Genomic DNA, 17,317 nt, shown 5'->3' with positions numbered 1-17,317 from the left:
GACGGAGATTTTTCGATGACGGTGTATTTCATCGGCGCGGGCCCCGGCGACCCGGAGCTGATCACGGTGAAGGGCCAGCGCCTCGTGCGCACGTGCCCGGTGATCCTGTATGCGGGTTCGCTCGTGCCGGCGGCCGTGCTCGACGGCCATCGCGCGGAGCAGGTCGTCAATACCGCCGAACTCGACCTCGACGCCATCGTCGCGTTGCTCGCCGACGCGCATACGAAAGGGCAGGACGTCGCGCGCGTGCATTCGGGTGACCCGTCGCTGTACGGTGCGATCGGCGAGCAGATTCGCCGCTTGAAAGCGCTCGGGATTCCGTATGAAATCGTACCCGGCGTCACGGCCACGGCCGCGTGCGCGGCAACGCTCGGCGTCGAGCTGACGCTGCCCGGTGTCGCGCAGACGGTGATCCTCACGCGCTTCGCGGGCAAGACGACGATGCCGGAAGGCGAAGCGCTCGGCGCGCTCGCCGCGCACCGCGCGACGCTCGCGATCCATCTCGGCGTGCGCCATCTCGCCCGCATCGTCGACGAAGTGCTGCCGCATTACGGCGCAGATTGCCCGGTCGCGGTGATCTATCGCGCGAGCTGGCCGGATGAAGAGCGTGTGACCGGCACGCTCGCCGACATCGTCGGCCAGGTGCAGGGCACGCAGATCGAGCGCACCGCGCTGATCCTGATCGGGCGCGTGCTGGACGCCGAAGGGTTCGCGGATTCGACGCTGTACGCGAGCGCGGGCTGAGCACGCGCGGGCCGGCCCGGGTTCGGTGCGGCGTTCACGCAGGGGCGTGTCGGGCGCCGCGCCGATCGTGATCGCGCCCCCGACGAAGCAGATCGGCGACGCCGATTCGCCGAGGATCAGGATCGACGCGGCGATGCCGACGACAGGGATCAGGTTGAGCAGTTGAGCACGACCACAGCCCTGTCCGATCGCGGCGGGGCAACATTGCGCGGGACACGCGCTACGCACGCGCGGCGTGCAGCACCCGCTTCGGCGCAAACCCCGCCGCCAGCGCGAACAGCGCGACACACAGGCAGGCCATCGCGATCCATGCGGGCGTCAGATCCGCGAGGTGCTGGCGCACGATGCCCGCCGCGAACGGAAACAGCCCGGCGATCAGGTAGCCGATGCCCTGCACGAACCCCGTCAGCGACGCGGCATCGGCCGGCGTCGCCGCATGGTCGACGGTGACGATCAGCGACAGCGGAAACAGCGCGCCGATCCCCGCGCCCATCAGCAGCGCGGCCGGCAACGCCAGCGCCTCGGGTGCGGCCAGCATCACCAGCAAGCCGACGAACAGCGACGCGATCGCCGCATGCAGCGCGGGCCGGCGATCGGGCAGGCGGTCGATCGTCGCCGAGATCGTCAGCCCCGCGACGACTTCCGCGAGCGTCACGCCGCCGAGCAGGCTGCCGGCCGCCGTCGGCGACCAGCCGAGCCGCATGTAATACGGCGGCAGCCACGCGAGCACGAGCGTGTACGCGCCCGTCGCGATGCCGAAGAACAGCGCGAGTCGCCACGCGCGCGGCGAGCGCGACGGTTGCGCGTTCGACGCCGACGTCGGCCCGGCGGCGAGCGCGTCGCCGCCGCGACTGGCCAGCGGCCACGCCAGCGCGGCCACCCCGGCCGGCAGCGCCCAGCCCGCGAGCGCGGGGAGCCAGCCCCACTGGGCCGCGGCGAACGGCGCGACGACGCTCGCGAGCACGGCGCCGCCCATGATCGACGTCGAGTAGACGCCCATCGCACCGCCGATCCGCGTCGCGAAATGCGCCTTCACGAAGCCGGGCAGCAGCGCCTGCACCATCGCGATCCCGACGCCCGCGCAGCAGGCGCTCGCGAGCAGCAGCCACGCGTGCTGCGCGCCGATGCGCGACACGCAGGCGAGCCCGATCAACGCGACGCCGAGCCAGACGCCGCCCGCGATGCCGGTCAGGCGCTGCAGGCGCCGCGCACTCAGTGCGCCGAGGCCCATCAGCAGGATCGGGACCGTCGTCAGCAGGCTCGCCGCGCCGTCACTGATGCCGGTCGCGCGCTGGATCATGTCGAGCAGCGGGCCGACCGCGGCGAGCGCCGGCCGCAGGTTCAGCCCGACCAGGACGATGGCGGCAAGCCGCCATCCGGGGGAAGTGAAGCGATTCATTGCAAGGCCCTCGATATCGGTGCGCGGCGCCCTCCGGTGAGGTGCCGCGCTTTTCATGTAAAGTATCTCGACATCAAGATAAATGCTGATTTATCTCGACGTCAAGATAACTAGTGAGCCGAGGAGGGTTAATGGATCGAGCCGCGCATGCGCTCGCGCAATGGCGCGCCGAGCGTCCGGATCTCGACGCGTCGTCGATGGTGGTGATGGGGCGCCTGCAGGAGGCGGCGCTCGTGATCGCGCGCGACCGTCTCAATCCGCTGTTCGCGCGCTACGGGATGCAGCCGGGTGAGTTCGACGTGCTGGCCACGCTGCGGCGCGGCGGAGCGCCGTTCGCGCTGACGCCGACGGCGCTGTACGACGCGCTGATGATGTCGTCGGGCGGGATGACCGCGCGCATCGACCGGTTGCAGAAGGCCGGGTGGGTGGAGCGCCGGCCGAACCCGGCCGACGGGCGCGGCACGCTCGTCGCGCTGACGGAGACCGGCCGCGCGCTGATCGATGAGGCAGTCGTCGCGCACATCGACAACCAGCGGGAGTTGCTGGCCGTATTGTCGGATGCGGAGCAGGCGCAGTTGTCTGAACTGCTGGGGAAGTTGCTGGCGGGGTTGGGAGAGGGGGCGTCGAAAGGGGCGGAGGGGAAGTAGCACCGCAGCATGCGTGAGGCGAACGCACGAGGCGGGCAAAAAAATCGTCATGATTTACGTGGACGCCGCTTGCCGCCCGGTGGCGGACACCCCGTCACGCGGATCCACGTCTGCCCCTCACCGCAAAACGGCCCATAAAGCGACCCAACCGAGCTTTTCGTACGACGCATAACCATTGAAGCATGTCGTTGCGGTCGAGCCCGAAGGTACGGCTCCCTTACCGCAAAAGCTCGACCATCACGACATCGGTGTCGTCTCGTGCCACCAACGTGAGCCGCGCTTCGTCGCGAACGGCAACCCCGTCGCGCGGCGCGAGCCGGACTTCGCCGACATCGAGCCGGCCATGATCTGCAACCAGATACGCCACGCCTGACCCCGGCAACACGTGATGCACCGTCGTGCCCTGGCGTAACGTCGCGATGCGCACGCGCGCGTCGGCGTGGATGGGCAGCGCACCCGCGCACACGTCATCGGGATCGCCGCTCGCCAGCGTGACGAAGCGGCCTTCGCGACATTCGCGCGAACAGGTTCGCGTCGCCGAACGCGGCGTGCCGCCGGGCGTGCGCGGATGCAGCCAGATCTGGAACAGCCGCGCAGCGACGTTCTCCTCGTTGCGCTCGGCAAGGTGGATAGCGGCGCCGGCATGCATCACCTGCATGGAATCGGCAACCAGCCGCGTGCGATTGCCCGCGTCGTCTTCGAACGTGATCGCGCCCGAGCGCACCCAGGTCACGATCTCGACGTTCCGGTGAGCGTCTAGGCCAAAGGCGGCATGCGGTGCGATCGCTTCGTCGTCCCAAGCGTAGAGCGCGCCGAGCGAACCGTGATCGGGGCGTCCGCAGGCGCCGACGCGGAAATGCATCCGCGTGTCGCGCCGGTCACTGCGGGTCGCGCCAAGCAACTGAAACGATCGATGTTCGATCATGAGGGGTCCGGGTTCAAATGCGCGTATGCGCCGGGCGCGGGCTCGATCATCGACGATCGCATCCGCGCCCGGCGCAATGCTTAAATCTGCTGCTGGCCGCCATCGACGAACAGCTCGACGCCGTTCACGAAGCTCGCGTCGTCCGACGCGAGGAACAGCGCGGCACTCGCGATCTCGCCCGGTTCGCCGAGGCGCCCCATCGGGATCTGGGCCGCCAGGTAATCGGCGAGACCCTGGCGCTGGGCGGCGTCGTCACCGGCGAGGTCGAGCAGGCCGGGCGTGCGGGTCGCCCCCGGGCTGATCGTGTTCACGCGGACGCGGCGGTCCTTCAGGTCGAGAATCCAGCTGCGTGCGAAGGCGCGCACCGCGGCCTTCGACGCCGAATACACGCTGAAGGCAGCGGTGCCGGCACTGCCGGCGGTCGAGCCGGTGAGAATCACCGATGCGCCTTCGGCGAGCAGCGGCAGCGCTTTTTGCACCGTGAACAACACGCCCTTCACGTTGCGATCGAAGGTGTCGTCGTAGTGTTCTTCGGTGATGTCGCCGAGCGGCAGCATCGAACCGCCGCCGGCGTTCGCGAACAGCACGTCGAGGCGCCCCTGTTCTTCCTTGATCTGCGCGTACAACGCGTCGAGTTCATCGAGCTTCGTGGAGTCGACGCGGACGCCGGTCGCGTTCCCGCCCGCGGCCTGGATCCCGTTCACGGCGGCATCGAGTTCGGCCTGACGGCGACCGGTGAGATAGACGTGCGCGCCTTCTGCCGCGAAACGTTGGGCGGTGGCCAGGCCGATGCCGCTGGTTGCGCCGGTCACGAGGGCGATCTTGCTGTCGAGTTTGCGTGCCATTTTGCTTCTCCTTGCGTTCGATAAGTGGGACTGCGTTCGGTGTTGCGTGCTGCGATGTGAGGAGAATATCGACGCCCCGATCATTTCGAAATAGAATTGATTGCAACCTAACGTTGCATAAATGAAAAGATGAGGGGCGATGGCCAAGCTGCCGGATTTCGAAGGACTCGCGATGTTCGCGAAGGTCGCCGAGGAAGGATCGTTCGCGGCGGCGGCGCGTGCGATGGGGGTGTCCGTCGCGACGGTCTCGCGGGGCGTCGCCCGTCTGGAAGACCGGCTGGGTGCGCGGCTCTTCAATCGCACGTCGCGACAGCTCGCGCTGACCGAGTTCGGCCGGACCATTTGCGAGACGGCCGGCGAGATCTATCGTCGGGCCGAGGAGGCGGAAAACGCCGCGCGCGAAATGTCGTCGCAGCCGCGTGGATTGGTGCGGCTCGCCGTGCCGATGTCGTTCGGGCTGCGCTGGGTTGCGCCACTGTTACCCGGCTTCTTTCGCACGTATCCCGAGGTGTCGATCGACTTGCATCTTTCCGATGCGTCGGTCGATCTGGTCGCCGACGGTTTTGACGCCGCGCTGCGCATCGCCGCGCTGCCGGATTCGTCGCTGGTCGCGCGCCGGCTGTGCGCGGTTACCCAGTTCGTCGTGGCGTCGCCCGCGTATCTGAAGCGGGAAGGACGGCCCGCCCATCCGCGCGAACTGGTGGATCGGCCGTGCCTTTCCTATGCGTATCGCGCACGCGGCGATGTGTGGCGGTTCACGAACGACGCGGGTGAGGAGGAACCGGTCATGCCGACCGGACCGCTGCGCGTGACGAATGCCGATGCGTTGCTGCCCACGCTGCTCGATGGCCTCGCGATTGCAGAGCTGCCCGAATTCATCGCCGGCGAATATTTGGCCAATGGCCGCCTCGAAGCGCTCCTGACCGACTGGTCGTTGACGAAGGGCGGCCTTTACTTCGTCACGCCGTCCGCGCGCGCCCGTCCGGCCAAGGTGGCGGCGCTGTCCGATTACTTTGCGGAACACCTGTCCGATCCGTCGTGGCGGTGGCCCACGTGACGCGCTGGCGTGACTGGCACCGCTACCTCGGCAACTCGGACGTTCGCCGCCGCGCCGAACAACGACATTCTTCACGGCGCTCCCGGAAAATTCGCGAAGACCTTCAAATAAAAAACCCGCCGCGCAATGCGGCGGGTTTTTCAGATCGCGGCCCGCGCAACGTGCGCCCGCGTAGCCTCTTAGCCCCGTGCCGGAATATTCAGCCCACGCTCGACAGCCGGCCGCGCAACGAACGCGTCGAGCACCCGCTTGACGTTCCGGAATTCGCTGAAGCCCACGAGATCACCCGCTTCATAGAAGCCAACGAGGTTCCGCACCCACGGGAAGATCGCGATGTCGGCGATCGTGTAGGTATCGCCCATCACCCACTGGCGATTCGCGAGATGCGCGTCGAGCACGCCGAGCAGGCGCTTGGACTCATCGACGTAGCGGTCGCGCGGACGCTTGTCCTCGAAGTCGCGGCCGGCGAACTTGTGGAAGAACCCGACCTGGCCGAACATCGGCCCGATGCCGCCCATCTGGAACATCACCCACTGGATCGTCTCGTAGCGGCCCGCGAGATCCTTCGGGATCAACTGGCCCGTCTTGTCCGCGAGATAGATCAGGATCGCGCCCGATTCGAACAGCGGCAGCGGCTTGCCGTCCGGGCCGTTCGGATCGATGATCGCCGGGATCTTGTTGTTCGGGTTCAGCGACAGGAACGCGGGCGACAGCTGGTCGTTCGTGTCGAAGCGCACGAGGTGCGGCTCGTACGGCAGGCCGGTTTCCTCGAGCATGATCGACACCTTGACGCCGTTCGGCGTCGGCAGCGAGTAGAGCTGGAGACGGTCGGGATGCTGGGCCGGCCACTTTTGCGTGATCGGGAAGGCGGACAGGTCGGACATGGAGGGTCGCTCGTCGAAGTGAAGGATCCGCGCCCCGTTCCTGCCGCCGCACGCGCCACGGTCGATGACGAGACGGCAGGGCGGAGCGCGCCGAAAACGCCCACTGTAGCCGATCCCGCGGATCGATGCAGGCGGTGGCCACGCGCGACCGCCGCGGCATCGTCAGGCGCCGCCGGCAACCGTCAGAAGGTGTGCCGCAGCCCGATCATCGCGGCCGTCGTGCCGACGCCCGGCGCAACCGGCTGCCCGTACACGAGCATCTGGTCCATCGTGCCGCGGTTGTTCACGTGGCCGACCTGCGCATAGACCATCGTCCGCTTCGACAGGCTGTAGTCGGCCGCGAGCACGACCGCCGTCGACTTGTTCGTCGAGACGTTGCGATCCTTCAGGTAATACACCGCGGACGTCACCTGCAGCGCGGGCGTGAAGCGATAGCCGATGCCGGCCGACAGCATGTCGAGGTTCACCTTGTCCGCATGCGACGGATTCCTGCCGTTGCCGTACGACGCCGACACCGAGAAACCGTGGATCGTGTACTTCGCGCCGACGTAGATGAAACGGTTATTGTCGACGCCGGTCGGCGCGACGCCCGGCACCGGGCTCGTGTCGTGGCCGTTGTAGTAGGCGGCCGAAGCGTTCAGCCCGTCGTTCGCATACCTGAGCACGACCGACTCGCGCGTGCCGCCCTGGAACTGCCCGGCCACGCCACCCGGCGCGTATTCGAGCGCGATCGACGCACCCGCGAAGGTCGGCGACTGGTAGACGAGCGCATTGCTGTCGTACAGCGCGCCGATCGCTGCGTTGGTGCTCGTCCCCGACCAGCCGGCTGCCGTGTTCAGGCCGAGCCACGCGATCAGCACGCTGCCGAAGAACTGCGCGTTGCGCACGTCGGTGTCGGCCATCGCGTAGATCATCGGCACGATCTGGCGGCCGGCCGTGAACGTGCCGAACGGGCCCGACACGCCGAGCGACGCGACCTGGTTGAAGATCGCGACGGCGCCCGGCGTGTCGCTCAACTGCAGCTTGCCGCTGCCGCTGTCGAACGAGCCCTGCAGCTTGAAGTTGACCTTGTAGCCGCCGCCGATGTCCTCGCTGCCCTTGATGCCCCAGAAGCTCGAGTAGATGCCGCCGTCCTTCATGCGAAACACCTTGCCGGTATTCGGCGCGGTCGGGCTGAACGACGCCGCCGACGTGCTCTGGTACAGCAGGCCCGAGTCGATCACGCCGTAGAGCGTGACGGAGGATTGGGCATGCGCGAGCGCCGAACAGCCGGCAAGCGCCGCGAGCGCGGCCAGTTTCGTCTTCATCGAAGTCTCCAGGGTCGTATTGGACCGGACGGGGTCGAGCCCGTCCGGGTGAAGCAGGGAGGCTAGCGGGAGGGTGTGACAGGCGACGCCCGCCTGAGCCGTGCGGAAAGACTACGCAACGGCGGGCGGCCGCTCCCCCCCATGCGCGGGGGGCAGGGTTGCGGAGAATCGAAGGAAAGCGGGCGCGACGATGCGCCCGACTGGCGAAACCGGCGTTACGACGTCAGGGCGCGCTTTCGAGCAGGCCGAGCACCAGCGCGCGGCGCACCGCATGCTTGCGCGAACTGGCGTCGAGCTTGCCGAACAGGTTCTTCAGGTGCCACTTCACGGTTTCCTCGCCAACGGCCAGCGCCACCGCGATCTCCTTGTTCGACAGGTTGCGCGCAAGCAGCTCGAGAATCGCGCGCTCCTTGGGCGTCAGCACGACGCTCGGCACCGCGCGCGGGCTGGCCGCGACGCGCGGGGCCGGCGGCACGATGCGTGGCTGCGGCAGCGCGTGCCGCGCGGGGCCGGCGCCGGCGACCGCTTCGTCGCCGGCACGGCGCGCCCAGTCGGCGATGGCCGGATGCGCGTCGGCGAGCGTGCGCGTCAGCCCGAACAGGTCGGCCAGGTTCATCGCTTCGTCGAGCAACGCACGGCCGCCGCCGCACGACTGTTCGCGCGCGAACGCGCTGAGCGCCATGATCTCGATGCGCGCCTGCCCCATGCTCATTTCGCGGGCCAGCACGGCGGCTTCGTCGAGCGCTGCGCTTGCGTCGTCCCAGCGGCGCGCGGCCAGCGCGGCACCCGCGTGCGCGGTGGCCTGAAGCAGCACGACGGGGCGCCGCCACAACGGCCCGTGCGACGGAAACTCGGCCGCGGCGATTGCATCGATCCGCTCGACGAGCGCGTGGCAGGTCGCCTCGCGATAACGCGCCGCATGAATGCGCACCTGTTCGGCGAGGCTCGCGACCGACAGGCGCGGCAGGCGGCGCGCGACACCCATCGCGTCGAGCGCTTCGAGCAGGTCGATCGCGCGGTGCTCGACGCCGCGCAGCAGCGCGATGCGCGCGGCGGTGCGATAGCCGAGCAGCACGGTGTCGGGCGTGCCCGCATGTTCGAGCACATCGAGGCGGTTCGCGAGCAGCGCGGCGGCCTGGTCGACACGGTCGGCCTCGTACGCGAGCGCCGCGCACATCGCCGCGAGCATGCAGGTGAGCGGATGGCGGCGCCCGAGATCGGCTTCCGCACGCGCCAGCGCCGGAGACAGCGCGTCGTCGGCCAGCCGCACCTGGCCCTCGCGCAGGTAGCTCAGGCCCGTGATCAGCTCGCCCCAGCGTGCGACGTAGCCGAACCCGGCCGCCGTCTCGCCGCGCGGCGCCGCGTGCTGGAAGCGGCGCGCCTGCGCCGGTTCGCCGACGATGATCGCGCGCGCCGACAGCCGGTTCGCGTGCATTTGCGCGAGCCACGTCGCCGCCGGCGGCGTGAAGTCGGCCCACGGCTCGAACAGCTCGACGAAGCGGTCGATTTCGTCGGCGTAATACGCGGCCGCGCTGAGGATCAGCGCGCATTCGTAGCGCATCGCCGCGGGCGTGCCGGAGTCCGCGAGGATGCCCGCGATCTGGCGTTGCGCCTCGACATGGCGCTCGCCGAGCGCCAGCGCCCAGGCCACCGCGACACGCAGCGTCGGGCGCTTGTCGAGCTCCGCATCGGGCAGCAGCGCGAGCCAGTCGAGCACGTCGTTGATGCGGCCCTGCTTGATCGCATCCTCGAGGCAGCGCTGCGCGAGCGCGTACGCGACCTCGAACTGGCCGGCCGCATACGCGTGGCGCGCGGCTTCCTCGGTCATCCCGTGCGCGTCGAGCCAGGCAGCCGCCCGTGCATGCAGCGCGCTGCGCTCGGTGTCCGGGCCCGCGGCCAGGCGGTCGCGCAGCGTGTCGCGCACGAGCGGATGCAGCCGGCACCAGTCCGAATCGTCCGACGCAATGAACAGCGGCGTGTCGCGTGCGAGTCGGGCGAGACGGTCGGGTGCGCCTGCGTCGTCGAGCAACGCGGCGCACAGCGACGGATGCAGGCGATCGGCGACGCTCGTGCGCGTCAGGAACACAGTGTCGTCGGCCGACAGGTTCGCGAGCAGCAGCTCGACGAGCCGGTCGCGCGTGCCGTCCACGCGGGCGGCGAGTGCGTCGACCGCCTGGCGCGGATCGGCCGAGCGCGCCATCGCGGCCATCGCGAGCTGCAGGCCGAGCGGCCAGCCGTCGACGCGTTCGAACAGCCGCGCGCACGCGTCGGCGTCGACCCGCTGCGCAAAGCGCCCGCCGACCAGCGCGATCGTCTCGTCGAGCGTGAAGCGCAGCCAGTCCGGGCCCGCGAGCGTGCACTGCCCGCCGGCGAGCAGGTCGCCGGCCACGTGATCGAGCCCGCGCCGCGCGGCAACCACGACATGCAGGTTTTGCGGCGCGTTGTGCAGCACGTAGGTCAGCGCATCGAGGCCGGCGGGCGGCAACCGCTCCGCATCGTCGACGATCAGCAGCGCATCGATCGACAGTTGCGCGACCTCGGCCAGCCACGCCGTCACGCCTTCCAGCGCGCGCGCCGCGTCGGCCGTGCCGACCGGGATCAGGCGCCCGAAGCCGGGCCGCGCGCAACCGGTCCGCACCGCCTGCACGAGCCCTTGCAGCAGCCGCGCCGCATCGTCGCGCTCGTCGGCCGACAGCCACACGACCGCGCGACCGAGCGCGAGGGTTTCGCGACGCCATTGCGCGAGCAGCGACGTCTTGCCGTAACCGGCCGGCGCCTGCACCAGCGTGACCGGCCGGCCGTCGAAAGCGGGTGCGGCAAGGCTCAGCCGCGCGCGGGCCAGCAACTGCGCCGGCACGCGCGGCGCGGTCGTCTTCAGGACCAGTTCGGTGGGAGGCGCGTCGGCGCGATCGGGTGGGTGAGCCATCGGGGCAGCAGTCGGAATCCGGCGGTGCCGTGGGGGCCAGCGTCCGGGGTGGGTGTGGGGGGAAGGATCGGCCGAACCGCGTTCGCGCGTCAATCCCCCCCGCGACGAGTGGGGCCGCGCCGGCACGGCGTCGATAGCATGGGTTCCGATGCAAGACGAACACCACGAGGAGCCCACCCATGAAGATCGTATCGACCGGCACGCGGCGCAGCGCGCCGCTCGCCGGATAAGCGGAGCGGCACGATGTACCGCCATCTGCTCGTGACGGTCGACGGCTCGCCCGGCGGCATCGACGCGATCGGCCATGCGCTCGAACTGGCGCGTGCGGTCGGCGCCCGGGTCACGTTCATGCTGACCGGCGCCGCGCCGGACTCGCGTTTATCCGGAGCGCGGCTGCCGGAGCACGGTGCGAAAGTGGAAGCCGCCGCGCGGGCACAGGGGTTGTCTCATGCGATCGCGGGGGCCGGCCATCCGGGGGCCGGCCATCCGGGGGCCGGCGACGCAGCGCCCGGTGCGCTGGCGGCCGAACTCGGCTGCGACCTGATCGGCGTCGCGGCGCTGCCGCACGATGCCGATGCGGCGGCCTGCGCGCAACGGCAGCACCTGCTCGCGATGAGCGGCGTGCCGGTGCTCGTGTGCACGTCGCGGCGCACGCCTGCCGAGGCGCGCGTGATGGCGCGTTGCCTCGATGCGCATCGTGCGGTCGAAGGGTGGCTGCATGCGTTGATGACGACCGGCGTACCCGCAAACGTGGACGCGCCGCAGCGGCAAGCGGCCGATATGCAGGAGGCGCTGGCATCGCTCGCCGCCTTGCAGCACGCCCGGGTCGGCACGGCCGCCGAAGCGCGCCTGTTCGCGGCATTGCGCATCCGTGCGGAGTGCGTCGCGGCCGAACTGGACGAACTCGACCGCCAGCGGCAGCGCGACGCGCAAGCGCTCGATGCGCTCATGCGGATCGCCGCGGAAAGGCTGCCGTCGGCCGCGTTCGACACGGCGCTCGCCCGCTATGCGCACGGCGCGTTCGAGCAGATGGGACGGATGGAAGGCGTGATTTTCCCGGCCGCGCGGCGCTATCTCGGCGACGCGGACTGGGCAGAGCTAGATGAATCGCTGGCGGACGGCGCAGCCGCGACGCCGCCACGCGCAAACGAACCGAACGAACCCGACGATGCGCGGCGCGCATCCGACTGACACCCTACGGAGAACACCATGGCACATGCAGTGCGATTCCACGAAACCGGCGGCCCCGAGGTCCTGCGCTGGGAGGAAGTCGACGTCGGCGACCCGGGCCCCGGCCAGGTGCGCCTGCGCCACGACGCGGTCGGCCTGAATTTCGCCGACACGTACTTCCGCAGCGGCCTGTATCCGGTGCCGCTGCCTGCCGGCCTCGGCGTCGAGGCGGCCGGCGTGGTCGAAGCGGTCGGCCCCGGCGTGACGAACGTCGCCGTCGGCGACCGCGTGACCTACACGGGCTTCCTGAACACGCTCGGCGCGTACAGCACCGAACGGCTGATTCCCGCCGCGCCGCTCGTGCGGCTGCCGGCCGGCATCACGTGCGAAACGGCCGCGGCGATGACGATGCGCGGCCTGACGTCGGCCTACCTGCTGCGCCGCATCCATGCGTTCGCACCGGGCGACACGATCCTGCTGCACGCGGCCGCCGGCGGCGTCGGGCTGATTGTGTCGCAATGGGCGAAGCTGCTCGGGCTCAAGGTGATCGGCACCGTCTCCAGCGAGCACAAGGCCGAAATCGCCCGCGCACACGGTTGCGATCACACGATCGACTACAGCCGCGAGGACGTCGCGAAGCGCGTGCGCGAGCTGACGGACGGTGCGGGCGTCGACGTCGTGTTCGACAGCGTCGGCAAGGACACCTTCGAAGGCTCACTCGATTCGCTGAAGCGGCGCGGGCTGATGGTATGCGTCGGCACCGCGTCGGGCCCGATCCCGCCGTTCGATCCGCAGCGCCTCGCGATGAAAGGCTCGCTATACCTGACGCGCCCGGCGCTGGCCGACTACATCGCCGATCCGGCCGAGAAGAACGACCTGGCCGGCGAACTGTTCGCGCACGTCGCGGCCGGCCGGATCCGGATCGAGATCAACCAGCGCTACGCGCTGCAGGACGCCGCGCAGGCGCATCGCGATCTCGAATCGCGCAAGACGACCGGTTCGTCGGTGTTCATCGTCTGAGGAGACGCGCATGCGAGTCGAACCCCTGACCTGCGCGATCGGCGCGGAACTGCTGGATGTGAGCCTCGCCGACGCTGTGCACGACGACGGCCTGTTCGCCGAGATCCGCGTGCAGCTGCTTCGCCATCGCGTGCTGTTCCTGCGCGACCAGGACATCACGCGCGCCGAGCATGTCGCGTTCGCGCGGCGCTTCGGCGAGCTCGAGGATCATCCGGTGGCCGGCAGCGATCCCGAGCATCCGGGGCTCGTGCGGATCTACAAGTCGCCCGACCAGCCGAACGACCGCTACGAGAATGCGTGGCACAGCGATGCGAGCTGGCGCGTGGCGCCGCCGTTCGGCTGCGTACTGCGCTGCATCGACGGTCCGCCGGTTGGCGGCGACACGATGTGGGCGAACATGGTGCTCGCCTACGAGCGCCTGCCTGAACACGTGAAGCAGCAGATCGACGACTTGCGCGCGCGCCACAGCATCGAGGCGAGCTTCGGCGCGGCGATGCCGATCGACAAGCGCCTCGCGCTGAAGGCGCAGTACCCGGACGCCGAGCATCCGGTCGTGCGCACGCATCCTGAAACCGGCGAGAAAGTGCTGTACGTGAATGCGTTCACCACGCATTTCACCAACTTCCACACGCCGGCGCGCGTGCGGGTCGGGCAGGACGCGAATCCCGGCGCCGGCCAGTTGCTGCAATACCTGGTCAGCCAGGCGTACATCCCCGAGTACCAGGTGCGCTGGCGCTGGAAGAGGCACAGCGTCGCGATCTGGGACAACCGCAGCACCCAGCACTACGCGGTGATGGACTACCCGCCGTGCGTGCGCCAGATGGAGCGCGCGGGCATCGTCGGCGACGTGCCGTTCTGAGCCCGCCAACACCGTAGCCCATCTCTGAAACCCCATGCAACGCGCCGGGCCCGCCGCCCGGCGCGGCGGGATACGCACGCCCGTACGCCCGCAATACAACGATTTCCACTGGAGGACGACATGCAATTTCTCGACGATTCGCTGCACCCGGAAAACCAGGACAAGGTGGTCATCACGGTCGCGCCGTACGGCCCCGAATGGATGCCGGCCGATTTTCCGGAAGACATTCCGGTGACGATGGACGAGCACGTGCAGAAGGCCGTCGACTGCTACAACGCGGGCGCGACGGTGCTGCACCTGCACGTGCGCGAACTCGACGGCAAGGGCAGCAAGCGCCTGTCGAAGTTCAACGAACTGCTCGGCCGGCTGCGCGAGGCGGTGCCCGACATGATCCTGCAGGTGGGCGGCTCGATCTCGTTCGCGCCGGAAGGCGAGGGCGCCGACGCGAAATGGCTGTCCGACGACACGCGCCACATGCTTGCCGAATTGACGCCGAAGCCCGACCAGGTGACGGTCGCGATCAACACCGTGCAGATGAACATCACCGAGCTGATGAACCGCCAGGACATCGCCGGCACGTCGTTGAACGAAGCCGCGTACTGGGACGCGTACCGCGAGATGACCGTGCCGGCCGGCCCCGGCTGGGTCGACGAGCACCTGCGCCGCCTGCAGGCGGCCGGCATCCAGCCGCATTTCCAGCTCACCGGCATGCACGCGCTGGAAACGCTCGAGCGGATCATCCGCCGCGGCGTCTATCGCGGCCCGCTGAACGTCACGTGGGTCGGCATCGGCGGCGGCTTCGACGGCCCGAATCCGTACAACTTCATGGAATTCGTGCGGCGCTGCCCGGACGGCGCGTGCATCACGCTCGAATCGCTGATGAAGAACGTCCTGCCGATCAACACGGTCGCGATGGCGCTGGGCCTGCATCCGCGCTGCGGGATCGAGGACACGATCATCGACCAGAAGGGCAACCGGATGACGTCGGTGCAGCAGGTCGAGCAGTGCGCACGGATCGCGCGCGAACTCGGCCGCGACATCGCCACCGGCAAGGAGGCGAAGGCGATCTACCGGATCGGCGTGCAGTACGACGGCATCGACGAAACGCTGGCGCACCTCGGGATGGCGCCGAACCGCCGCGCCGGCCAGGTGAACGTGCCGCTGCGGGCCGCCTGACGCGCCGCGCACCCGGGTAAGCGGCCGTGACGGCCGCCGCCCGCCGATCGTTGTGGCGTGGCACCACCCCTGCGCAGCGCGCGGGAGCGGACTCCGGTCAACGGAGCGGTGCCACGCAAGCCGCGCCGAAGCACGACCTCCGGCGCCGGAGGAGACACGCATGCTGATCCATCAAGTCGAGCCGTCGATGCAGGACGTCGCCGCCGCCGGCCGGCGCGCGCCCGCGTATGCGTGGCTCGTGTTCGGCCTGACCGTCGGCCTGCTGCTGTCGGACTACATGTCGCGGCAGGTGCTCAATGCCGTGTTCCCGCTGCTCAAGCACGCGTGGGCGCTGTCGGACACGCAGCTCGGTTCGCTGTCCGGCGTCGTCGCGCTGCTGGTCGGGTTGCTGACGTTCCCGCTGTCGGTACTCGCCGACCGCTTCGGGCGCGTGCGCAGCATCGTGCTGATGGCCGCGTTGTGGAGCATCGCGACGCTCGGCTGCGCGCTGTCGACGAACTACGCGGAGATGCTCGTCGCACGCGGCCTCGTCGGGCTCGGCGAAGCCGCGTACGGCAGCGTCGGCGTCGCGCTGATCCTCAGCATCTTTCCGGCACGGCTGCGCGCGACCCTGACCGGCGCGTTCATGGCCGGCGGCGCATTCGGCTCCGTGTTCGGGATGGCGCTCGGCGGGCTGGTCGGTGCGCATCTCGGCTGGCGCTGGTCGTTCGGCGTGATGGCCGCGCTCGGCATCGTGCTGCTCGTCGCGTATCGCTGCGTCGTGACCGAACGGCGGCTCGCCGCGTATCGGATCGAACCGTGCCGGCGCGACGCCGGCGTGCCGCGCGACCTGCGCGGCAACGTGCGCGCGCTGATGTCGGGGCTGTTCGCATCGCGTTCGGTGATCTGCGCGTACCTCGGCAGCGGGCTGCACCTGTTCGTGCCGGGCGCGCTGTTCGCGTGGCTGCCGAGCTACCTGAACCGCTACTACGCGATGGCGCCCGACCGCGCGGCGGTGCTCGCGGCCGGCTTCGTGCTGCTCGCGGGCGTCGGGATGGTCGGCTGCGGGATCGTCACCGACCGCGTCGGCAAGACCGACGGCAAGCGCAAGTGGCTGACCGCGATCGCGTATTGCGTCCTCACGGGCGTGTGCCTCGCGATTGCGTTCCGGCTGCCGCCCGGGCCGCTGCAGCTCGCGCTGATCTGCGCGGGGATGCTGGTCGGCGCGGGTGCGTCCGGTGCATCGGGCGCGATGGTCGCGAACCTGACGCCGGCCGCGATCCACGCGTCGGCGTTCGCGACGCTCACGCTCGCCAACAACCTGCTCGGCATGGCGCCGGGCCCGCTGCTGACGGGGTGGGTCGCCGATCGCGCCGGGCTCGTCGGCGCACTGCAATGGATTCCCGTCGTGCCGCTCATGGCCGCCGTGCTGTTCGCCATCGGACGAGCGAGCTATGTGTCCGACCTCGCGCGCGTCCCACCTTTCCTGAACGTTTCGGAGACTGCATGACCCTGACGACCACCCCCACCATCCTGATCGTGCCCGGCTTGCGCGATCACGTCGAAGACCACTGGCAGACGCACCTCGAACGGCGCCTGCCGAACGCACGCGCCGTCGCGCCGCTCGAAGCCGACAAGCTGAGCCGCGCCGCACGCGTCGCGGCGCTCGATGCGGCGCTGGCCGAAATCGACGGCCCGGTGATCCTCGTCGCGCACAGCGCGGGCGTGATGATCACGGTGCACTGGGCACGGCAGGCCACGCGCCAGATCCACGGCGCGCTGCTCGCGGCGCCGGCCGATCTCGAGTCGCCGATGCCCGCCGGTTATCCGGCGCCCGATGCGATCGCCGCGAACGGCTGGACGCCGATACCGATCGGACGGCTGCCGTTTCCGAGCATCGTCGCCGCGAGCCGCAACGATCCGCTCGCGGGTTTCGAACGCGTCGAGGCGCTGGCGGCAGGGTGGGGCAGCAAGCTGGTCGATCTGGGGGAGGTCGGGCACCTGAACCCGGCGTCGGGGTATGGCGAGTGGCGGGATGCAGAGCGGTTGATCGAAGAAGTGGCCGCTCTCGGCACGGCCTGACTGACTGAATATTCCCGCCTTTCGCGCGCCGCGCCCGACCGGGCGCCCGGCGCGCGCGCCGTCACCGTCGGGTCGCGATGCGACCTCGAACCGATTCCATTTCGCCGCTCGCCGAGATACGACGTCTTAACACGCAGCACAATCGACCCGGCACGACGCCCCAGCATCGGTCGGCACCCAAATCGTCAACAAACGGAAGGTATTTGTCAGGGAAAGTCCCGCCCCGCGCGCCGTGGTTTTTTGTTGACCGACATCGTATAACGCCGTCATGATTTCCTGAAAAGAAAGGTCCCATCC

Annotated in this window: 15 protein-coding genes; 9 read left to right on the top strand and 6 right to left on the bottom strand. The window is 69.5% G+C overall.

What is annotated here, in order from left to right; translation table 11 throughout:
• The first annotated feature begins 15 nt into the window (after window positions 1-15).
• Entirely contained in the window at window positions 16-744 is a 729-nt protein-coding gene (gene cobM / locus QZM35_RS11515) for a precorrin-4 C(11)-methyltransferase (protein WP_301775931.1), read from the top strand.
• A gap of 220 nt (window positions 745-964) precedes the next feature.
• Here the strand turns inward: cobM and QZM35_RS11510 are convergent, their stop codons facing one another.
• Window positions 965-2,143, bottom strand: coding sequence for an MFS transporter (locus QZM35_RS11510; protein WP_301775930.1), 1,179 nt, complete (start codon window positions 2,141-2,143; stop codon window positions 965-967).
• A 131-nt stretch (window positions 2,144-2,274) separates the two neighbouring features.
• On the opposite strand from QZM35_RS11510, the gene QZM35_RS11505 reads away from it, so the two are divergent.
• Window positions 2,275-2,790: a MarR family winged helix-turn-helix transcriptional regulator gene (locus tag QZM35_RS11505; protein WP_089425425.1), complete on the top strand. Its 516-nt coding sequence runs from the start codon at window positions 2,275-2,277 to the stop codon at window positions 2,788-2,790.
• A 217-nt stretch (window positions 2,791-3,007) separates the two neighbouring features.
• Here QZM35_RS11505 and QZM35_RS11500 read toward each other — a convergent pair whose 3' ends face one another.
• Together QZM35_RS11500 and QZM35_RS11495 are read right to left on the bottom strand one after the other, a co-directional pair.
• Window positions 3,008-3,715 carry a pirin family protein gene (locus QZM35_RS11500; RefSeq protein WP_089431083.1) on the bottom strand — a complete coding sequence of 236 codons (708 nt, stop codon included), beginning with the start codon at window positions 3,713-3,715 and terminating at the stop codon, window positions 3,008-3,010.
• 80 nt (window positions 3,716-3,795) lie between these two features.
• A complete protein-coding gene (locus QZM35_RS11495) occupies window positions 3,796-4,560 on the bottom strand; it encodes an SDR family NAD(P)-dependent oxidoreductase (protein WP_089425427.1) in 765 nt (254 codons plus the stop codon).
• Window positions 4,561-4,699: 139 nt separating this feature from the next.
• Here QZM35_RS11495 and QZM35_RS11490 point away from each other — a divergent pair, with 139 nt between their 5' ends.
• Window positions 4,700-5,617 (top strand): LysR family transcriptional regulator, encoded by a 918-nt coding sequence (locus QZM35_RS11490; protein WP_089425428.1) that lies wholly within the window; start codon window positions 4,700-4,702, stop codon window positions 5,615-5,617.
• A 179-nt stretch (window positions 5,618-5,796) separates the two neighbouring features.
• Here QZM35_RS11490 and QZM35_RS11485 read toward each other — a convergent pair whose 3' ends face one another.
• The 3 genes from QZM35_RS11485 to QZM35_RS11475 form a co-directional block, all read right to left on the bottom strand.
• Entirely contained in the window at window positions 5,797-6,501 is a 705-nt protein-coding gene (locus QZM35_RS11485; protein WP_089425430.1) for a glutathione binding-like protein, read from the bottom strand.
• A gap of 182 nt (window positions 6,502-6,683) precedes the next feature.
• Window positions 6,684-7,808, bottom strand: a complete 1,125-nt coding sequence (locus QZM35_RS11480; RefSeq protein WP_089425431.1) for a porin — start codon at window positions 7,806-7,808, stop codon at window positions 6,684-6,686.
• Window positions 7,809-8,031: 223 nt separating this feature from the next.
• A complete protein-coding gene (locus tag QZM35_RS11475; protein ID WP_301775929.1) occupies window positions 8,032-10,734 on the bottom strand; it encodes a LuxR C-terminal-related transcriptional regulator in 2,703 nt (900 codons plus the stop codon).
• 243 nt (window positions 10,735-10,977) lie between these two features.
• Between QZM35_RS11475 and QZM35_RS11470 the strand changes: the two genes are divergently transcribed.
• The 6 genes from QZM35_RS11470 to QZM35_RS11445 all read left to right on the top strand — a co-directional run bounded on the left by QZM35_RS11470 (window position 10,978) and on the right by QZM35_RS11445 (window position 17,020).
• On the top strand, window positions 10,978-11,925 hold the full coding sequence (locus QZM35_RS11470) for a universal stress protein (RefSeq protein ID WP_301775928.1): 948 nt from the start codon (window positions 10,978-10,980) through the stop codon (window positions 11,923-11,925).
• Window positions 11,926-11,943: 18 nt separating this feature from the next.
• Window positions 11,944-12,924, top strand: coding sequence for a quinone oxidoreductase (locus QZM35_RS11465; protein WP_089431086.1), 981 nt, complete (start codon window positions 11,944-11,946; stop codon window positions 12,922-12,924).
• Between the two features lie 10 nt (window positions 12,925-12,934).
• Window positions 12,935-13,783: a TauD/TfdA family dioxygenase gene (locus tag QZM35_RS11460; RefSeq protein WP_089425435.1), complete on the top strand. Its 849-nt coding sequence runs from the start codon at window positions 12,935-12,937 to the stop codon at window positions 13,781-13,783.
• Between the two features lie 120 nt (window positions 13,784-13,903).
• Window positions 13,904-14,959 carry a 3-keto-5-aminohexanoate cleavage protein gene (locus tag QZM35_RS11455; protein ID WP_089431087.1) on the top strand — a complete coding sequence of 352 codons (1,056 nt, stop codon included), beginning with the start codon at window positions 13,904-13,906 and terminating at the stop codon, window positions 14,957-14,959.
• A 160-nt stretch (window positions 14,960-15,119) separates the two neighbouring features.
• Window positions 15,120-16,448: an MFS transporter gene (locus QZM35_RS11450; protein ID WP_174972887.1), complete on the top strand. Its 1,329-nt coding sequence runs from the start codon at window positions 15,120-15,122 to the stop codon at window positions 16,446-16,448.
• Window positions 16,445-17,020 carry an alpha/beta hydrolase gene (locus QZM35_RS11445; RefSeq protein WP_174972885.1) on the top strand — a complete coding sequence of 192 codons (576 nt, stop codon included), beginning with the start codon at window positions 16,445-16,447 and terminating at the stop codon, window positions 17,018-17,020. Before QZM35_RS11450 ends, QZM35_RS11445 begins: the two co-directional genes overlap by 4 nt.
• The last annotated feature ends 297 nt before the right edge of the window (window positions 17,021-17,317 follow it).

This window comes from Burkholderia sp. AU45274, from assembly GCF_030482505.1.
Lineage (GTDB): Bacteria > Pseudomonadota > Gammaproteobacteria > Burkholderiales > Burkholderiaceae > Burkholderia.
Note: the sequence above shows the minus strand (reverse complement) of the source record. Positions and strands in the feature narration are given on the sequence as shown.